The sequence below is a fragment of the Vulcanococcus limneticus LL genome, from assembly GCF_943369875.1.
In the GTDB taxonomy this organism is placed as follows: Bacteria; Cyanobacteriota; Cyanobacteriia; order PCC-6307; family Cyanobiaceae; genus Vulcanococcus; species Vulcanococcus limneticus_A.
Genome location: NZ_CALROT020000008.1, coordinates 101,574 through 118,898 on the forward strand (window position 1 = coordinate 101,574; position 17,325 = coordinate 118,898).

Annotated in this window: 17 protein-coding genes; 7 read left to right on the forward strand and 10 right to left on the reverse strand. The window is 71.9% G+C overall.

What is annotated here, in order from left to right:
* Positions 1 to 139: 139 nt before the first annotated feature.
* The 4 genes from guaA (at position 140) to mrdA (ending at position 4,702) form a co-directional block, all read left to right on the forward strand.
* Positions 140 to 1,729, forward strand: a complete 1,590-nt coding sequence (gene guaA, locus ACLV7J_RS10475; RefSeq protein ID WP_411869034.1) for a glutamine-hydrolyzing GMP synthase — start codon at positions 140 to 142, stop codon at positions 1,727 to 1,729.
* A gap of 61 nt (positions 1,730 to 1,790) precedes the next feature.
* Complete coding sequence (locus tag ACLV7J_RS10480) at positions 1,791 to 2,429, forward strand: hypothetical protein (RefSeq protein WP_411869035.1); 639 nt, start codon at positions 1,791 to 1,793, stop codon at positions 2,427 to 2,429.
* Positions 2,430 to 2,486: 57 nt separating this feature from the next.
* Entirely contained in the window at positions 2,487 to 2,924 is a 438-nt protein-coding gene (locus tag ACLV7J_RS10485) for a hypothetical protein (RefSeq protein WP_411869036.1), read from the forward strand.
* Positions 2,924 to 4,702, forward strand: coding sequence for a penicillin-binding protein 2 (gene mrdA / locus ACLV7J_RS10490; protein ID WP_411869037.1), 1,779 nt, complete (start codon positions 2,924 to 2,926; stop codon positions 4,700 to 4,702). Before ACLV7J_RS10485 ends, mrdA begins: the two co-directional genes overlap by 1 nt.
* A 21-nt stretch (positions 4,703 to 4,723) precedes the next feature.
* Here mrdA and ACLV7J_RS10495 read toward each other — a convergent pair whose 3' ends face one another.
* The 4 genes from ACLV7J_RS10495 to ACLV7J_RS10510 all read right to left on the reverse strand — a co-directional run bounded on the left by ACLV7J_RS10495 (position 4,724) and on the right by ACLV7J_RS10510 (position 8,245).
* Complete coding sequence (locus tag ACLV7J_RS10495; RefSeq protein WP_411869038.1) at positions 4,724 to 5,875, reverse strand: glycosyltransferase family 4 protein; 1,152 nt, start codon at positions 5,873 to 5,875, stop codon at positions 4,724 to 4,726.
* A gap of 45 nt (positions 5,876 to 5,920) precedes the next feature.
* A complete protein-coding gene (locus ACLV7J_RS10500) occupies positions 5,921 to 7,114 on the reverse strand; it encodes an NAD-dependent epimerase/dehydratase family protein (RefSeq protein ID WP_411869039.1) in 1,194 nt (397 codons plus the stop codon).
* A gap of 66 nt (positions 7,115 to 7,180) precedes the next feature.
* Complete coding sequence (gene psb34 / locus ACLV7J_RS10505; protein WP_411869040.1) at positions 7,181 to 7,348, reverse strand: photosystem II assembly protein Psb34; 168 nt, start codon at positions 7,346 to 7,348, stop codon at positions 7,181 to 7,183.
* Between the two features lie 69 nt (positions 7,349 to 7,417).
* On the reverse strand, positions 7,418 to 8,245 hold the full coding sequence (locus ACLV7J_RS10510) for a thiazole synthase (protein WP_411869041.1): 828 nt from the start codon (positions 8,243 to 8,245) through the stop codon (positions 7,418 to 7,420).
* A 73-nt stretch (positions 8,246 to 8,318) separates the two neighbouring features.
* Between ACLV7J_RS10510 and ACLV7J_RS10515 the strand changes: the two genes are divergently transcribed.
* Complete coding sequence (locus ACLV7J_RS10515) at positions 8,319 to 8,894, forward strand: hypothetical protein (protein ID WP_411869042.1); 576 nt, start codon at positions 8,319 to 8,321, stop codon at positions 8,892 to 8,894.
* Positions 8,895 to 9,080: 186 nt separating this feature from the next.
* Here ACLV7J_RS10515 and ACLV7J_RS10520 read toward each other — a convergent pair whose 3' ends face one another.
* The 3 genes from ACLV7J_RS10520 to rpmI are packed head-to-tail and all read right to left on the reverse strand — an operon-like array spanning position 9,081 to position 10,215.
* Positions 9,081 to 9,605 (reverse strand): tetratricopeptide repeat protein, encoded by a 525-nt coding sequence (locus ACLV7J_RS10520; RefSeq protein WP_411869043.1) that lies wholly within the window; start codon positions 9,603 to 9,605, stop codon positions 9,081 to 9,083.
* 20 nt (positions 9,606 to 9,625) lie between these two features.
* On the reverse strand, positions 9,626 to 9,973 hold the full coding sequence (gene rplT, locus ACLV7J_RS10525) for a 50S ribosomal protein L20 (RefSeq protein WP_255117758.1): 348 nt from the start codon (positions 9,971 to 9,973) through the stop codon (positions 9,626 to 9,628).
* 44 nt (positions 9,974 to 10,017) lie between these two features.
* Positions 10,018 to 10,215 carry a 50S ribosomal protein L35 gene (rpmI, locus tag ACLV7J_RS10530; RefSeq protein WP_094590976.1) on the reverse strand — a complete coding sequence of 66 codons (198 nt, stop codon included), beginning with the start codon at positions 10,213 to 10,215 and terminating at the stop codon, positions 10,018 to 10,020.
* A 98-nt stretch (positions 10,216 to 10,313) separates the two neighbouring features.
* On the opposite strand from rpmI, the gene ACLV7J_RS10535 reads away from it, so the two are divergent.
* A complete protein-coding gene (locus tag ACLV7J_RS10535; protein WP_411869112.1) occupies positions 10,314 to 11,927 on the forward strand; it encodes a SpoIID/LytB domain-containing protein in 1,614 nt (537 codons plus the stop codon).
* 24 nt (positions 11,928 to 11,951) lie between these two features.
* On the forward strand, positions 11,952 to 13,361 hold the full coding sequence (locus ACLV7J_RS10540; RefSeq protein ID WP_411869044.1) for a glycosyltransferase: 1,410 nt from the start codon (positions 11,952 to 11,954) through the stop codon (positions 13,359 to 13,361).
* Positions 13,362 to 13,408: 47 nt separating this feature from the next.
* On the opposite strand, the gene ACLV7J_RS10545 is transcribed toward ACLV7J_RS10540, so the two are convergent.
* From ACLV7J_RS10545 to ACLV7J_RS10555, 3 genes are all read right to left on the reverse strand, one after another.
* Complete coding sequence (locus ACLV7J_RS10545) at positions 13,409 to 14,377, reverse strand: hypothetical protein (RefSeq protein ID WP_411869045.1); 969 nt, start codon at positions 14,375 to 14,377, stop codon at positions 13,409 to 13,411.
* A gap of 73 nt (positions 14,378 to 14,450) precedes the next feature.
* Entirely contained in the window at positions 14,451 to 16,565 is a 2,115-nt protein-coding gene (locus ACLV7J_RS10550) for a DNA polymerase III subunit gamma/tau (protein ID WP_411869113.1), read from the reverse strand.
* A gap of 55 nt (positions 16,566 to 16,620) precedes the next feature.
* Positions 16,621 to 17,322 carry a lecithin retinol acyltransferase family protein gene (locus ACLV7J_RS10555; protein WP_411869046.1) on the reverse strand — a complete coding sequence of 234 codons (702 nt, stop codon included), beginning with the start codon at positions 17,320 to 17,322 and terminating at the stop codon, positions 16,621 to 16,623.
* Positions 17,323 to 17,325: the final 3 nt, after the last annotated feature.

Genomic DNA, 17,325 nt, shown 5'->3' on the forward strand with positions numbered 1-17,325 from the left:
CCCCGTCTGCGCCCGCCAGCCCGACCGCTCGGCCCCGTGCCGTTCGGCCCTAGCCCGTTGACCCCCGGCCGCGCTGCCGCAGGTCCTGGCCCCGTGCTCCGGCGCCCGCCTCCCGATTCCTCGTCCCGCTCCCCTCGCCATGCCCAACCCCACCGCCATCGGTGAGACGAACCGCCATCCGGCGATCGTGATCCTCGATTTCGGCTCCCAGTATTCGGAGCTGATCGCCCGGCGGGTGCGCGAAACGGAGGTGTTCTCCCTGGTGCTGGGCTACAGCACCACCGCCGAGGAGCTCAAGGCGATCAATCCCAAGGGGATCATCCTCAGCGGCGGTCCCAATTCGGTCTATGCCGAGCATGCGCCGGTGTGCGATCCGGAGATCTGGAACCTCGGCATTCCGGTGCTGGGGGTCTGCTACGGCATGCAGCTGATGGTGCAGCAGCTGGGCGGGTCGGTGGTGGCCGCCGGTCGGGCCGAGTACGGCAAGGCGCCACTGCATGTGGATGATCCGATTGACCTGCTCACCAACGTGGAGGAGGGCTCCACGATGTGGATGAGCCACGGCGATTCGGTGGAGCGCCTGCCCGAGGGGTTCGTGCGGTTGGCCCACACCGACAACACGCCCGAGGCGGCCGTTGCCGACCACCAGCGCCGCCTGTACGGCGTGCAGTTCCACCCCGAGGTGGTGCACTCCAGCTGCGGCATGGCCCTGCTGCGGAACTTCGTCTACCACATCTGTGGCTGTGAAGCCGATTGGACCACCGCCGCCTTCATTGATGAGGCCGTCGAGGACGTGCGCCGGCAGGTGGGCGACAAGCGGGTGTTGCTGGCCCTCTCGGGCGGCGTGGATTCCTCCACCCTCGCCTTCCTGTTGCACAAGGCGATCGGGGATCAGCTCACCTGCATGTTCATCGATCAGGGCTTCATGCGCAAAGGCGAGCCCGAGTTCCTGGTGGAATTCTTCGACAAGCGCTTCCACATCAACGTGGAATACATCAATGCCCGTGAGCGCTTCATCAACAAGCTCGATGGCGTCACCGACCCGGAAGAGAAGCGCAAGTTGATCGGCACGGAGTTCATTCGGGTGTTCGAGGAGGAGAGCAAGCGCCTCGGCCCCTTCGACTATCTCGCCCAGGGCACCCTGTACCCCGACGTGATCGAGAGCGCCGGCACCAACGTGGACCCCAAGACCGGCGAGCGGGTGGCGGTGAAGATCAAGAGCCACCACAACGTGGGCGGCCTGCCCAAGGATCTGCAGTTCAAGCTGGTGGAGCCCCTGCGCCGCCTGTTCAAGGACGAGGTGCGCAAGGTGGGCCGCAGCTTGGGGCTGCCCCAGGAGATTGTGGGTCGCCACCCCTTCCCAGGCCCAGGCCTGGCGATCCGCATCCTCGGGGAGGTGACCAGCGAGAAGCTGAATATCCTGCGCGATGCCGATCTGATCGTGCGCGAGGAAGTGAAGGAGGCCGGTCTTTACAACGAGATCTGGCAGGCCTTTGCGGTGCTGCTGCCGGTGCGCAGTGTGGGCGTGATGGGCGACAAGCGCACCTATGCCTTCCCGATCGTGCTGCGCTGTGTGTCGTCGGAAGACGGCATGACGGCCGATTGGTCGCGCCTGCCCTACGACCTCCTCGAGACGATCTCCAACCGCATCGTCAACGAGGTGAAGGGCGTGAACCGGGTGGTGCTCGACATCACCAGCAAGCCCCCCGGCACGATCGAGTGGGAGTGAGCGCCGCCGCTGGCGGCCGCGGGGGGCGTTCGTTACCCTCGGGGCCCCCGGCCTTGGAGTCTTGACCGCCGCCACTCAGCAGGACCCCCAGCTGCAGCGCCGACTCCAGCAGGACAGCATCGAACTGGCCGGCAGGGTCATCTACCTGAACCCCTTCCTCTACTGGCGCCGCTTCGACGCCAACACCGACCGCTGGCTGCGGGAGCCCGGCCAGCTGCCGGAGGACCAGATCGCCAGCAACCGCCAGCGCTTCTACCCCGAGCTCGCCTGGGACCAGTTGCCCGCCGAGGAGCTCGCCGTCAAGGACGGGGCGGTGGAGATGTTCCTCAAGAGCCTGGAGCTGATCAGCACCTTCAACCCCGAGCTCAGTTCCGGCCACCTGCTGGAGGTGGAGCGCAAGATGGCCGTGACCAAGAAGCGGGCCTTCGAGCGCTGGGTGGCCAAGGCCCTGCGGCGGCGCCAGCGCCAGCAGACCAGCGAGCGGCGCCGCTTCGACCGCGAGCGCCTGCTGCGGGACTGGGGCGAGTGGCTGGCCCTGCCCACCACCCGCCAGGCCCTGCTGCCGGCCACGGCCGCCCTGGTGCTGGCCGGCTTCGCGGGCTGGTGGCTCGGCGCCCAGCAGTTCTGCCGCCAGCAGATCGTTCAGCCCGGCATCGCTAAGCCCGGCCTCGTGCAGCCCGGCCTCGGCCGCACGCCCTGAGCCCAGGGCCCGGCAGACTGGTGGCACTCTGCGCGTGACCGGCCCGTCCGGTGTGCCATGGCGGCTGATCCCCTCGATGCCCTGCGTCTGGCCCTGATGCAGGACGTGCTGCCGGTGGGCATGGCCGTGGTGGAGCGCGCCCGCAGGGCCGGACCCCAGGGGGTGGTGGAGGTGTTCACCGCCGGTGGCGATCCCCTGGCCCAGCTCCGGCAGGAGGGCGAGCCGGCGGCCCGCAGCGTGCGGGAGAACCTCGATCGCTTCCAGCCCGGCCTGGGCAATCCCGTGATCAAGGTGAGCGTCCACGACGTGCCGGCCCAGGCGCCGCCCAGCGCTGCGACGGCCAGCGGCTCCCCCTCCGGCGGCCCGAACCCGGGCGGCACGACCCAGGCCACGGGTCCCGAGCGGGCGGCCCTGCAGGCCACCCTGGCCCGGATCGACGCCCGCCTGCGGCTGCTGGAGCAGCGCCTGGAGCCCGTGGCCGGGGAGCAGCCCTGATGGTCCGGGGCTTCAGCGGTCTCGCCCCCTCCACCCGCCACACCGGCATGCAGCAGCAGCCGGTGGTGCTGCTGGTGATCGTGCTGCTGTTCAGCGGCGCCATGGTGGCCCGGCTGGTGTGGCTGCAGATCCTGCATGGCCGCGAGAACCTCGCCCTGGCCGACGAGAACCGCATCCGGCTGGTGCCCCGCAACCCGATGCGCGGCCGCATCCTCGACCACGACGGCCGGGTGCTGGCCTCCAGCCGGCTCACCTACAACCTCTACATCCAGCCCCGCCTGGTCAGCGACGGCCAGTGGCCCGGCCTGCGGGACCGCCTGGCGGCCCTGCTCGGGGTGCCGGCCGCCGAACTGGATCGGCAGCGCCGCGCCGGCGGCAACAACGAGGGCTACCGGATCGAGCTGGCCAGCAACCTCAGGCCTGAGCAGGTGCTGCGCTTCCGCGAGCAGGCCCCGAATCTGGCCGGGGCCGAAGTGGACGTCGACTACCTGCGGGCCTATCCCCACGGCAGCCTCGCGGCCCACGTGCTGGGCTACACCAGTTCGGTCACGGCGGAGGAGTACGACAAGCTCGCCGAGAAGGGCTACCGGGTGCAGGACCGCATCGGCCGCAGCGGCGTGGAGCGGGCCTTCGAATCCACCCTGCGCGGCGAGTGGGGCGGCCAGCAGCTGGAGGTGAATGCCGCCGGCCAGGTGCAGCGGGTGCTGGGCGACAAGCAGGCCCGCGCCGGCAAAGACCTGCGCCTCACCCTGGACCTGGAGCTGCAGAAGACGGCCGAGCGCGCCCTCGACGGCGTGCGCAAGGGGGCGATCATCGCCATGGATCCCCAGACCGGGGCGATCCGGGCCCTGGCCAGCCGTCCCACCTTCGACCCCAACATCTTCTCCACCGGTCCCACCACGGCCCAGTGGAACGACCTGAGCCGGCCCGAGGCGCCGATGCTCAACCGCGCCTTCCAGGGCTTCCCGCCCGCCAGCACCTTCAAGGTCGTCACCACGATCGCCGGCATCGAATCGGGGGCCCTGCCCGCGAACGGCACCCTGCCGACGGTGAATTCCTTCTGCTACGACGGCCAGTGCTACGCCGATCACGGCGCCTTCGGCTCGATCGGCTACGCCTTCGCCCTGGCGGTGAGCAGCAACAGCTTCTACTACAAGCTCGGCCTCAAGGTGGGCCCCGACCAGCTGTTCCAGGCGGCCCGGCGCCTGGGCTATGGCCGCCTCACCGGCGTGGAGCTCAGCAACGAGGAGACCGAGGGGCTGCTGGGGGACCAGGCCTGGAAGCTGAGGGTGCTGGGGGAACCCTGGACCAATGTCGACACGATCACGTCCGCCATCGGCCAGGGCGCGGTCACGGTGACGCCGATCCAGATGGCGCGGCTCTACGGGGCCATCGCCAACGGCGGCTGGCTGGTGACGCCCCACCTGGTGGAGAAGCCGACCAAGCGGGTGTGGCTCGGCCTGCGGCCCGACACCCTGCGGGTGCTGCGCAAGGGCCTGCGCGATGTGGTCACCGAGGGCACCGGCAAGGTGCTCAACGATCCGTCCCTGCCGCCGGTGGCCGGCAAGACCGGCACCGGTGAAGATCCGCCCCGGCCGGACCATGCCTGGTTCGGGGGCTATGCCCCGGCGAACAAGCCGAACCTGGTGATCGTGGCCTTCGGCGAGAACAGCGGCGGCTACGGCGGCACGGTGGCGGCGCCGATGGTGAAGGCCCTGATGACCACCTGGTTCCGCGGCTCCCTGGCCGGCGATGGGGCCCGGCCCAAACCCGGCTAGGACCTAGCGCCCAGAGGGGCTTCAGCCCACCAGGGCCGGCCGGCGGTTGCCGCTCAGCACCTGGCGGTAGTAGCCGCGCAGCTGTTCGGTGGCGCCGACCCAGCCCCAGCGCTCCGCCTCCTGGCGGGCGTTGCGGCGCAGCTGCTGGCGCTGGCTGCCATCCCCCAGCAGCCGCAGGGTGGCGGCGGTGAGGCTGCCGGCGCCGCCGTCTCCGCCCTCGGGCTCATACAGGCAGCCGTTCTCGCCATCGGTCACGATGTCGGGGATGCCGCCCCGGTTGGCGCCCACCACGGGGCAGCCGGCGGCCATGGCCTCCAGCAGCACCAGGCCCAGGGTCTCGGTGCTGCTGGGGAACAGGAAGGCGTCGGCGCTGGCGTAGGCGGACGCCAGCTCCTCCCCGGCCAGGTAGCCCACGAAGGTGGTGGCGCTGCCGGCGAACAGGGTTTCCAGCTGCTGGCGGTAGGGCCCATCCCCCACCAGCGCCAGCCGCGCCCCAGGCAGGGCATCGAGCACCGGCCGGATCCGCTCGATCTGCTTCTCGGCCGAGAGGCGGCCGATGTACAGCAGCAGCTGGTCCGTGTCGCTGCGGTCCCCCAGCAGCCGCTCGCGCATGGCCTGGCTGCGCAGCTCGGGCCGGAACAGCTCGGTGTCCACCCCCCGCTGCCACAGGGCCGTGTGCTGGATGCCCCGCTCGCTCAGTTCCGCCACCATCGCCGTGGAGGTGCAGAGGTTGAGCTGGGCTTGGTTGTGGGCCGCCTTGAGCAGCTCCCACAGCACCGGCTCCAGCATGCCCAGGCCGTAGTGCTCCAGGTACTTGGGCAGATGGGTGTGGTAGCTGGCCACCAGCGGAATGTTGCGGGTCTTGGCCAGCCAGATGCCGCCCAGCCCCAGCACCGCCGGGTTCACCACGTGCACCAGATCCGGCCCGAAGGCCTCCAGCGCCTCCGACACCGAGGGCCGAGGCAGGGCCAGCTTCAGCTCGGGGTAGAGGGGCAGGGGCAGGGCCGGCACCCCCACCACCCGGGCGCCCAGGTAGCTGGCCGGGGCGCCCTCGGGACAGAAGATCAGCACCTCATCGCCGGCGGCCACCAGGTGCTGGATCGTCTTGGTGAGGCGGGTGACGATGCCGTCGACCTTCGGCAGGAAGGTCTCGGTGAACAGGGCAATCTTCAAGGGAGAACCGGCTGCAGGGGGGAACCGGGAGGGGCGAACCCCGGCTCAGGCGGACTGGATCGCCGCGGCCTGGGTCTGGGTCCAGGCCGAGACGCAGGGGATGCGGCTGCGGTCGCAGCGGTCGGCCCAGCGGCGGGCCACATCCACCACCTCGGCCAGCAGGCCGTCATCGAGGGTGGTGGGCCTGAGGCCCAGCTCGATGAAGCAGCGGTTGTCCACGATCAGGTCGTTCTCGATCGCCTCCTTGCGGGGGTTGGGCAGGTAGTTGATCTGGGCACCGGTGAGGTCGGCCACCTTGCGGGCCAGCTCGCCCACCTGGTGGCTCTCGGTCATCTGGTTGAAGATCTTCACCTTCTCGCCGGCGGTCGGCGGGTGCTCCAGGGCCAGCTGCACGCACTTCACCGAGTCGCGGATGTGGATGAAGGCGCGGGTCTGGCCGCCGGTGCCGTGCACCGTGAGCGGATAGCCGATGGCCGCCTGCATCAGGAAGCGGTTCAGCACCGTGCCGTAGTCGCCGTCGTAGTCGAAGCGGTTGGTGAGGCGCGGATCCCGCTCGGTGAGGTCGGTGTTGGTGCCCCAGACGATGCCCTGGTGCAGGTCGGTGACGCGGATGCCGTCGTTCTTGTTGTAGTAGTAAAAGAGCAGCTGATCCAGCGTCTTGGTCATGTGGTAGACGCTGCCGGGATCCGTGGGGTGCAGGATCTTCTCGGTGAAGCGGCTGCCATCGGCCTGGGGTACCTCCACCGTGAGGTAGCCCTCGGGAATCGTGGCGCCGCGGTGGGAGCCGTAGCCGTAGACCCCCATCGTGCCCAGGTGCACGATGTGCACGTCCAGGCCGCTCTCGACGATGGCGGCCAGCAGGTTGTGGGTGCCGTTGACGTTGTTGTCGACGGTGTAGCGCTTGGTGGCGCTGCTCTTCATCGAATAGGGAGCCGCCCGCTGCTCGGCGAAGTGGACCACCGAGCTGGGCCGCTCGCTGCGCAGCAGCTCGAGCAGGCGGTCGTAGTCCTTGGCGATGTCGAGCTGGACGAAGCGCATCGCCTTGCCGCCCACCTGCTCCCAGGCCCGCAGCCGCTCGCCCACCGTGGCGATCGGGGTGAGCGACTCCACCTCCAGGTCGACGTCGATCTTGCGGCGGCTGAGGTTGTCCACGATCACCACGTCGTGGCCGGCCTCGGCCAGGTTCACCGCGCAGGGCCAGCCGCAGAAGCCGTCACCGCCGAGTACGAGAACCTTCACCTGAACTCCTGCTGGATGAGCGAGCGCTCCTTGGAAGGCAAGCTACTACAGGCGTCTGGCGCCCCCTCAGCTGATGCCGACGGCCACGGCCACGAGAAGCAGCACCAGCAGCGCCCCGCCGATCAGCAGCAGGCGGCTGCTGGCGGCGCCTCCTTCCCCTGCCTCCATCACCTGCATGCGGGGTTCCTTGGCAAAGGCATTCAGCCTGCCGCCGTCCTCTTCGGTGACCTGCATGGCACGGGGATGTGGTTCAGGCGACGCTACGGAGTGCCGGCCAGGACGACCACGCCCCGCGTGGAAGCTTCACGTGCCGATGCGTCCCTGGACAGGGGAGCTGGGGCTGGCCTCGGCCCGCACCGGCAGCCGGCCGGCCTGCAGGGCGGTGCGGCCGGCCTGCCAGGCCAGAGCCATGGCCCGCGCCATGGCCGGCGGATCCCCGGCCAGGGCGATGGCGCTGTTGATCAGCAGGGCATCGGCCCCCATCTCCATCGCCTGGGCCGCCTCGCTGGGCACGCCGATGCCGGCGTCCACCACCACCGGCACGTTGGCGTTCTCGATGATCAGGGCGATGTTGGCGGCGTTGCGGATGCCCTGGCCCGAGCCGATCGGCGACCCCAGCGGCATCACGGTGGCGCAGCCCACGTCCTCCAGCCGCTTGGCCAGCAGCGGATCGGCATTGATGTAGGGCAGCACCGTGAAGCCCTCCTTCACCAGCTGCTCGGCCGCCTCCAGGGTGCCGATCGGGTCCGGCAGCAGGTGCCTGGAGTCGGGGATCACCTCCAGCTTCACGAAGCTGTTGTCCTCCTGGCCGGCCAGCTTGGCCAGCTCGCGGCCGAGCCGCGCCACCCGGATCGCCTCCTCGGCCGTGGCGCAGCCGGCGGTGTTGGGCAGCATCCAGATGCGCTGCCAGTCGATCGCCTCCATCAGGCCCTCGTGGCCGGCGGCCAGGCTCTGCACGCGCCGCACCGCCACCGTCACGATGTCGCAGTCGCTGGCCTCCAGGCTGGCCTGCATCGCCGCCAGGCTGGGGTACTTGCCCGTGCCGGTCATCAGGCGGCTGCGGAAGCGGCGCCCGCCGATCACCAGGGGATCGGGGCAGTCCGCCGGGGCGAAGGGAGTGGGCTGGGCCATTCAGCGAAGGTACCGCGCAGCCCTTCCCAACGCGGGCTTTGCCCCTAGCCTGGCCCTAATGCCTGGTGTCGTCGTGCTTCCCCTCCTTCTGGCCGCCGCCAACTCCCTGCCGGTGGGCAGCCCCGTCCCGGTGGGCAGCTACGTGCCCTACAACCCGCCCGCCGGTTCCATTCAGTCTGCCGAGACCTATCTGCTCGGCACCCTGTCCCCGGTCGAGACCTTCGATCCGGCGGCCCGGGCTGCGGCCCTGGCCCAGACCATGCCCCGCAACTGGAGCGGCACCTACCAGCCCTTCGACGGCGGCGCCTCGGTGCCGGTGGCCCTCGACCTGGCCACCGTCACCGCCTTCGGCCAGATGGTCGATGTGCGCGGCGAGATGACCGTGGGCTCGCTGGTCACCCCGGTGCAGGGCAACCTCAACGCCAAGTCCGATCAGCTCGATCTGCTGGTGCTCTGCGAGTGCAACGTGGCCGGGCTGGAGCTGGGAGGCGGATTCCTGGGCCTGCAGGGCATCAACCTCAGCGGCTGGGTAGCGCCCCGCCTCACCCATCCCGGCGGCCAGCTGGTGCTCAATCCCGCGGCGCCGGTCGAGTCCCTGGCTCCTGCTCCCCGCGTGCAGAACCGCAAAGTGATTCGCGGCCTCTGGTGACGCTGTGTTGGCTGCGCGCCTGGGCCTGTTGGCTCGGCGCGCCCTCACAGGGTCCTGTGAACGAGCTCCACGGAGCAAACCCGGCTCACCCAGCCAGCCTGGAAGCCAGCAAAAAGCCGCCCCTCGGGGCGGCTTTGCGTGGTCCGAGGAGATCGCTCTCCGGGTGCCCGTCGGGCAGTCTGGGGCTCAGGCCGCGGTGCGGCGTTCCAGCCGCTTGAGGCGCTTGCGGGCGGTGCGGTTGGCGCTGTCCATCTCCAGCACCTTGGCGTAGGCCTCGCGGGCCTCCTCCTGCTTCTGCTGCTTCTCGAGCGCGAAGGCCAGGTTGTTGAGGGCTACGGGGTAGTCGGCCTTCGCCTTGAGGGCGGCGCGGTAGTGGCGGACCGCGGCGGCGTAGTTGTTCTGGGCCGCCAGGGCAAAGCCCAGGGCGTTTTCGATCAGGGCCTGGGCCTCCAGGGGCTCATTGCCGGCGCGCTTGAGCGCCTGCTTGAGGTTGTCGGAGGCCTGACTGTAGAGCCGCTTGCGCAGCTGCACCGAGGCCAGCTCGTAGAGATCCGCGGCTGAGCGCTGACCGCCCTGAACCTCGGCTTCCAGCCGGGCCAGGGCGGCCTCATCGCGCCGAACCCGCAGGATCTGCCGGGCTACCACCACAGCGGCGCTGCCCAGCAGCACGATCAGACCGATCAGGTAGGCCTGGGGGAGGGAAAAATCCATGGGGCCTACCTTGCCAGGCTTCAGCCCTTCGCGGCGCCCACCACGCTGGTGAAGCTGGCGGGGTCGAGCACGGCCAGCTGGGCCAGCATCTTGCGGTTCAGCTGCACGTCGGCCTTCTTGAGACCGCCGATCAGCCGGCTGTAGCTCAGGCCGTTGAGGCGAGCGGCGGCGTTGATGCGGGCGATCCAGAGGCGGCGGAAGTCGCGCTTGCGGCGGCGACGGTCGCGGTAGGCGTTGCAGAGGGCCTTCATGACCCGCTGGTTCGCGGTGCGGAACAGGGAGCCGTTGCCGCCCCGGAAGCCGCGCGCCAGGCGCAGGATCTTGTTACGGCGTTTACGGGCGACGTTGCCCCTCTTGACGCGGGCCATGGGTGGATCTCAGGTGTAGGTGGTCGGGCAGGTCAGCGCAGCGGTCAGCTGTAGGGGAGCATGGCGCGCACGTTGTCCGCATCGCGCTCGTCGACCACGGCCATCGTGCCGAGGTGGCGCTTGCGCTTCGGGCTCTTGTGGTCGAGCAGGTGATTGCGGAAGGCGTGCCGGCGCATGAACTTCCCGCTGCCGGTGGCCTTGAACCGCTTAGCGGCTGCTCTGCGGGTCTTGAGCTTCGGCATGTCTACGCGCTCTGGCACAAACAAGGAAGGTACGACGCGGAAGTGCCATCCGCCAACACCCCCTAGCGTCAGGGCCCCCATCGCCGGTCTTGATGTCGATGCGTTCCAGGCAGGCGAGCTCGGCCGGGCGGCTTTGCGGATCCCTGCGGCCGGGGTTGCCGGCAGCACTTGTCCTGGCCCTGGTGACCCTGGCTCCCGGGTGCCGGGCCGAGCAGGCCGTGAACCGGGAGCCGTTGCCCCAGGCGCCGCCGGCTCCGGATGTCCTGACCCACTGGCCGGTGCCGGAACCCCCCGCGGTCACGGCCGAGCGGCCGGTGCTGTGGGTGGCCCTGGCGGCCCATCTCGGTCCGAAGGCGGCCTCCAGTGCAGCCACCACACTACCCCTGGTGCTCACCGCTGCCACAGGCACCATCGATGTGGTGGATGCGGCGGGTCGGCGGGTCTCGGCGCCGCGCCTGGAGCTGCGCTGGCGGGCCGAACCCCTGCCCAGGCCCCTGCGCCTGCGTCGCACGGTGCTCGGCCCCTTCCCCAGCTTTGAGACCGCCGAGCAGGCCGCCCTCAGCTGGCGGCAGCAGGGGGTGGAGCCCCGCATCGCCCATCCGGCTGACTGGGAGGTGTGGGCGCCGGCGGACACCCCTGCGCCCCCCGGTCACACCGCCCGCGCCGAGAGCCAGCAGCTGACGGCGCGGATCGGGCTGGTGCTGGCCTCTCCCGGGGGCCCGAAACCCCTGCAGGGCCCCCTGGAGATCCGGGTGCCGGGGGGCCTGCGCTGGGGCGACGGGGTGTTCCGTGGGCCCTTCCGGCTCCAGAGCAACGCCTATGGCAGCTGGAGCCTGGTGGAGCAGGTGCCCCTGGAGCGCTACCTCCAGGGGGTGGTGCCCCATGAGATCGGCGCCGGTGCCCCGGCGGCGGCCCTGGCGGCCCAGGCCGTGCTGGCCCGCACCTGGGCCCTGCGCAACAGCCACCGCTTCGCGGTGGACGGTTACCACCTCTGCGCCGACACCCAGTGCCAGGTCTACGGCGATCCCCGCCAGGCCGGCCCGGCGGTGCGGGCCGCCATCACCACCACGGCGGGACGGGTGCTGAGCTGGCAGGGCCGGCCGATCCACGCCGTTTACCACGCCACCAATGGCGGGGTGGCGGCGGGTTTCGAGGAGGTGTGGCGCGGCGAGCCGCTGCCCTACCTGCAGGCCTTCGCCGATGGCCCGGCGCCGTTTGTGGCCGCCTATCCGCTGCCCCTGGATCCGGCGCGCGCGCTGCCGGCCCTGCTGCAGCGCGCCGCTCCGGCGGGGTACGGCGCCGACCACCCCCGCTACCGCTGGCAGCGCCGCCTGGATCGTCAGCAGATCCGCCAGGCCCTGGGCCCGGCCGCCAGGACCCTGGGGGAGGTGCGCCAGCTGGCGGTGCTGGAGCGGGGCCCCAGCGGCCGGGTGCTGGCCCTGGCGATCACCGGCAGCGCCGGTCGCCAGGTGCTGCGGCTCGATGGCATCCGCCGCAGCCTGCGGCAGCTGCCCAGCACGCTGTTCAGCGTCAGCCCGGAGGGGCCGGGGGTCTGGCGCTTCAGCGGCGGCGGCTTCGGCCATGGCGCCGGCCTCTCCCAGGCGGGGGCCATCGATCTGGCGGCCCGGGGCTGGAGCCTGGAGCGGATCCTGGCCCGCTACTACCCGGGCACCGCCCTGGTGCCCATCGGGGGCCTTGGGAACGGCCCTTAGAGTCCTGCCACCCTTGGAGGAGCCATGGCTGCCGGCGGCACCGCGACAGAAGCCCGCCGGCCCAAGGCGGCCCTGTTCCTGCTCTGCTGCCTGGCCGCGGGGATCCTGCCCCACCGGCTCGCGGGGCTGGCCAGCCTGGTGCCCTCGATCCTGCTCACCCTGGTGCTGGGCGGCTACGGCCTGCGCACCGTGTTCCTGGCGCCACGGCGGAACCCCGTGCCCGAGCCCGCCTCGGCTGCGGATGCCGCCCTGGCCCTGGGGCTGGCCTCAGCTCCAGGGGCCGATCCGCCGGCCCCGCCGGCGGTGGATCTGGTGGTGGCCGCCCGCGACGAGGAGGCGGTGATCGGCCGGCTGGTGGAGCGGCTGGCCCAGGTGCGCTATCCCGCCGGCCTGCTGCAGATCTGGGTGGTGGATGACGGCAGCGAGGACCGCACCCCCGAGCGCCTGGCCGACCTGCAGCTCCGCTACCCCCAGCTGCAGGTGCTGCGCCGCGGCCGCGAGGCGGGCGGCGGCAAGTCCGGTGCGCTCAATGCGGTGCTGCCCCGGCTGCAGGGCCGCTGGCTGATGGTGCTGGATGCCGATGCCGAGCTCCAGCCGGAGGCGCTCGAGCGGCTGGTGCCCTACGCCGAGGCCGGCGGCTGGGGGGCGGTGCAGCTGCGCAAGGCCGTGGTGAACGCCGAGCGCAACCTGCTCACCCGCGCCCAGGCCATGGAGATGGCCCTCGATGCCCTGATCCAGCAGGGCCGGCTGGCCGCCGGCGGTGTCGTGGAGCTGCGCGGCAACGGCCAGCTGCTGCGCCGCGACCTGGTGCTCGCCTGCGGCGGCTTCAACGAGGCCACCGTCACCGATGACCTTGACCTCAGCTTCCGGCTGCTGCTCGACGGCACCCCCGTCGGCATCGTCTGGGATCCGCCGGTGCAGGAGGAGGCCGTCACCTCCCTGGCGGCCCTGTGGCGCCAGCGCCAGCGCTGGGCTGAAGGCGGCCTGCAGCGCTTCTTCGACTACTGGCCCGGCCTCAGCGGCGATCGGCTCTCCGCCACCCGCAAGCTCGATCTGGCCTGCTTCTTCCTGCTCCAGTACACCCTGCCGATGCTGGCGGTGACCGACCTGATCGGCGCCGCCCTCACCGGCACCGCCCCGGCGATCTGGCCCCTCTCGATCGTGGCCTTCGCGCTCTCCGGTGGCGGCATCCTCCAGGGCTGCCGGCGGCCCAGCGAGGGGCCGGCGCTGCCGTCGATGGGGCCCGTCAATCTCGCCCTGGGCATCGTCTATCTGGGCCACTGGTTCGTGGTGATCCCCTGGACCACCCTGCGCATGGCGCTGCTGCCCAAGCGTCTGGTCTGGGCCAAGACCCTGCACGTGGGCGACCAGGACGCTGAGGGTCCAGCGGCCCCTGAGGCGGAGGAGGGGGATCTGCGTTCGCAGGCCTCCTGAAGCGCCCCGATCGGTGCACCGGGCTGCCCGGCCCGGTGTGATCGCCCCTACTCGGACGCGACGCGCTGACGCCCATCCGGCCCGAAGCTGTGCCACACCCACCAGCCCGGATGGCCCAGGCCGCGCTCGGGGCCGTCGCCGATGCGGATCGTCACGAGCTCCGGCTTGCCGGCATTGAGGCGTAGGCCCTGGCCGATGGGGAAGCGCCGTTCGCCGCTGAACAGCCCGACGTAGAGCGAGGCGCCGCGGAGGTTGCGCACGTCCAGCCAGGTTTCGCTGGAGCTGCGGATTTCCAGGGTCAGGCCCGGCTGGGTCTCCCCACCGGCGGTGGCGCGGCCGGCAGGGCCGGTGGCACGGCTGGCCGCAGCCCCAGCGCCGCTCGTGTGGACGCGCCACTGCTGCAGTCCCACTCCGCCCACCACGCCGATGCCGGCGGCCGCCAGCAGGGCCAGCAGCACCGGCCGCGGCGGCTGGCTCGGCTGGGGCCAGCGCAGGCTGGGCCAGCGCAACGGCGGCCTGCGCCAGGCTGCGCGTTCCGCCGCCTGGGTCGTGCTGGGCTGGTGGCGCCGCCGCCGCCGCCGCCGCTGCCGAGCCAGCCAGGCCGGCAACTGTCGGCAGAGGGCGGCCCGGTTCCGGGTCCCCTGACGCTGGGGCTGGCTGGGGGGTGGCGGGGCGAGTGCCTCGCTGGCTTGGGCGGCTGCGGCCGGCTCGGTGGGCGCCGGTGCCGGCGGGCTGGGCGTTGCGGCCGGGGGAGCTGGTGGAGCAGCGGTAGCCGCGGCGTCCGCCGCCGCCGGGCTGAGGGCGTGGCGCAGCTGCTCCCGCAGGACCTGGTTCCGCTCCGACAGCAGGCGCACGTCCTCCACCAGGGGCTGCAGTTTCTGGTCGAACTTGCGCTCGTAGATCGCCGGAACCTCGTTGATCAGCTCCTCCAGGTCGCTGATCTTGCGGCGGTTGGCGGCCAGTTCCTGCTGCACTCTCTGCAGCTCCAGGTAGTCGTCCGACGGGAGATGGTTCACGGCCGCGTCGTGCTCCTGGGTTGTGGATTATCGCCGAAGTTCCAGCCGCTGAGCGGCCATCCGCCGCGGCGGTTCAGGCGGCGGTCTCGTCGTCGTCCAGGGGCGGCCCATCCAGTTGGATCACCTCGCCGTTGAAGAAGTCCGCCAGCCGCCGGGCTTTCTCGTCCAGCAGGGTGGTGGCCATCGGCGCGGCCGCAGTCGCGGCGCCGGCTGGCGGCGCAGGACTGAACGGAGCCGAGTCTCGGGCTGGCGTTGCGGTGGTGGCCGGGGCCGGCGCGGCGGCTGACGTGGCGCCGGCCGTCGCGGCTGCGCTGCGGACCGGCTCAGGGCTCGGGGCCGGCCTGGGCTGGCTCGGTGGTCCGCCGCTTGGGACTGTCGGCGCCTGGGTTGCCGCCGCCGGGGGCTCCCCATGGGCACCCGCCTCCAGGGCCCTGTCTGTGCCGCCGCCAGCGGGGAGGGGCGGTTCCACCCTCGGCGGCGTGACCGCAGGCAGTGAGGGCGCCACCGCCCGTTCGGCGGGCGCGGTCAGCGGCCCGCCGCCGCCCTCCAGCACCACCTGCCGCGGGCTGCCGAGGGCCCGGGCCACCGCCTTCTCCAGCAGCGGCAGACGGCTCTGCACCATGGCCATCCAGTTGCCGGCCACCTGCACCACCGCCCGCTGCGGGTCCAGCCGGGCCAGCACCGCCTGCTGGGAGAGCAGCATCCGCGTGGAGGGCAGCTCCAGCCCCGCCAGGATCTGCTGCCAGAGCTCGGCCAGGTCGGCCGTGGCGGGGGCGGGGGGCGGCGAAGCGCCGGCGGCGGCCTGGTCGCTGGTCGCCCCGCCAACAGGGTGGGTCCCAGGGTCGGTGCTGCCCAGGCTGCCTTGGCCGTGCGGTCCGCCCCCCTGGATGCTCTGCTCTCCCCCTTGGCCGCCTTCATGCCCCAGGGGGGTGGCGTCGGCCCCAGCCAATGCTCGGCCCGCACTCCCCCTGACCGCGCCGGCTCCGGCCTCAGCTGGCCCGGGCCCACTGGCTGGAGCCCTGGTGCCTGCCGTCCCCGCGGCAGGTCGAGACACACCCGCCGCAGCCCCAGCGCCGGCCGCAAGCGCCGGTGCCGCCTCGGCCAGCAGCCCCAGCAGCAGCACCTCCAGCCACAGCCGCGGCTGGACGCTCTGACGCAGCTGCTGCTCGCTGCCCCGCAGCTGGGCCTGCCACTGCAGCAGCCGCGCCTTGCCGATGCGGCGCGCCAGCTCCGGCAGCTGGGGGCGGAACTGGGGAGAGAAGCCGGTCAGCTCCAGCCGATCGGGGGCGACCCCCGCCAGCACCAGATCCCGCAGCAGGCCCGCCAGGCCCTGTAGCACGGCACCGGGCTCCCGGCCCCGTTCCAGCAGCTCCCGGCTGGCGTCGATCACCCCCAGGGGCTCGGCAGCGGCCAGGCTCCCGGCCAGGGCCAGCAGCTCCTGCTCCGGCACCGCCCCCACCAGCTCCCACACCGCCATCGGTTCGATCGGGGCCGGCAGCAGGCTGAGCTGATCCAGCAGGCTCTCGGCGTCGCGCAGGCCGCCCTGGGCTCGCTGGGCCACCACGTGCAGGGCCTCGGGGGTGATGCCGATCGACTCCTGCTCGGCGATCCAGCGCAGGTGCCGCTCCAGGGCCTCCAGCGGGATGCGGCGGAAGTCGAAGCGCTGGCAGCGGCTGAGGATCGTGGGCAGCACCCGCTGGGGATCGGTGGTGGCCAGCACGAACACCACCCGCGGCGGCGGCTCCTCCAGGGTCTTGAGCAGGGCGTTGAAGGCGGCGGTGGAGAGCATGTGGCACTCGTCCACCACGTAGACCTTCCAGCGGGCCTGCACCGGCGCGAAGCGGGAGCGCTCGATCAGCTCGCGGATGTTGTCCACGCCGGTGTTGGAGGCGGCGTCGATCTCGATCACATCGAGGGCGTTGCCGGCCGCGATCGACACGCACAGCTCGCAGGTGCCGCAGGGTTCGGGCGTGGGCCCCTCGCTGGCGATGCAGTTGAGCGAGCGGGCCAGGATGCGGGCGCTGGAGGTCTTGCCGGTGCCGCGCGGGCCACTGAACAGGTAGGCCGGCGCGATCCGGTTCTGGCGCAGGGCGTTGCCCAGGGTGGCTGCGATCGCCTCCTGGCCCACCAGCTGGTCGAAGCGCTGGGGCCGGTACTTGTGGTGCAGCGGCTGGTAGCCCGAACGCATCGCGGTGCTCATGGCGGCTCTGGGGGCGCTGCCGGCGCGGGGCCGAAGACCCAGGCTACCGGGGGTCGCCGCCCGGATCCGGCCCCAGCAGTCGCTCCAGCCTGGCCTCCAGCTCCTCCACCTCCGAGAGCTGATCGGCCAGCTTCTGGGCCGCCAGCCGCAGGGTCGCGAACTGGTCGGAGCCCAGGCCGGCGCCCGCCCCCGCGCTGCCCTCGCCCCAGCGGGCCTCGGCCCGGGCCAGCTCCTCCTCCAGCTTCTGCTGCAGCTTCAGCCGCAGGCCGTCGAGCTGCTCCAGGCTGCGGGCCGCCAGGGCGCGGCCCTGCTCCAGCTGCTCGCCATCCAGCTTGAGGCCCTGGCGCAGCAGCACCCGCACGCCGGTGAGCAGCGCCGCCGGCACGAACTGGCCGAGGGCCAGGGCCCCCAGGCTGCCGGTGTGCAGCCAGCCCTCCACCTGGGCGCTGCGGTGGCGGCCGGTCTTGCACCAGTGGGCGAAGTGCTCGCAGTTGTTGAACAGCAGGTTGTAGTTCTGCTCCCCCAGTCGGCCCATGGCCCGCCGCAGGGTCACGCCCACCGGCGAGCAGGGCTCGGTGTAGGTCACCACGCTCACCGGCTCGCCGCGGCTGAACTCCTCCACGGGGCTGCGCAGGATCTGGCGGCCCTCCAGGTAGTGGGCCACGGTGCCGTCGCCCAGGTCGATGCCGTGGTGGTTGAACAGGCCGTGCTGCCGCGGCACCTGCAGATGGTCGGCGGCGGTCATCGG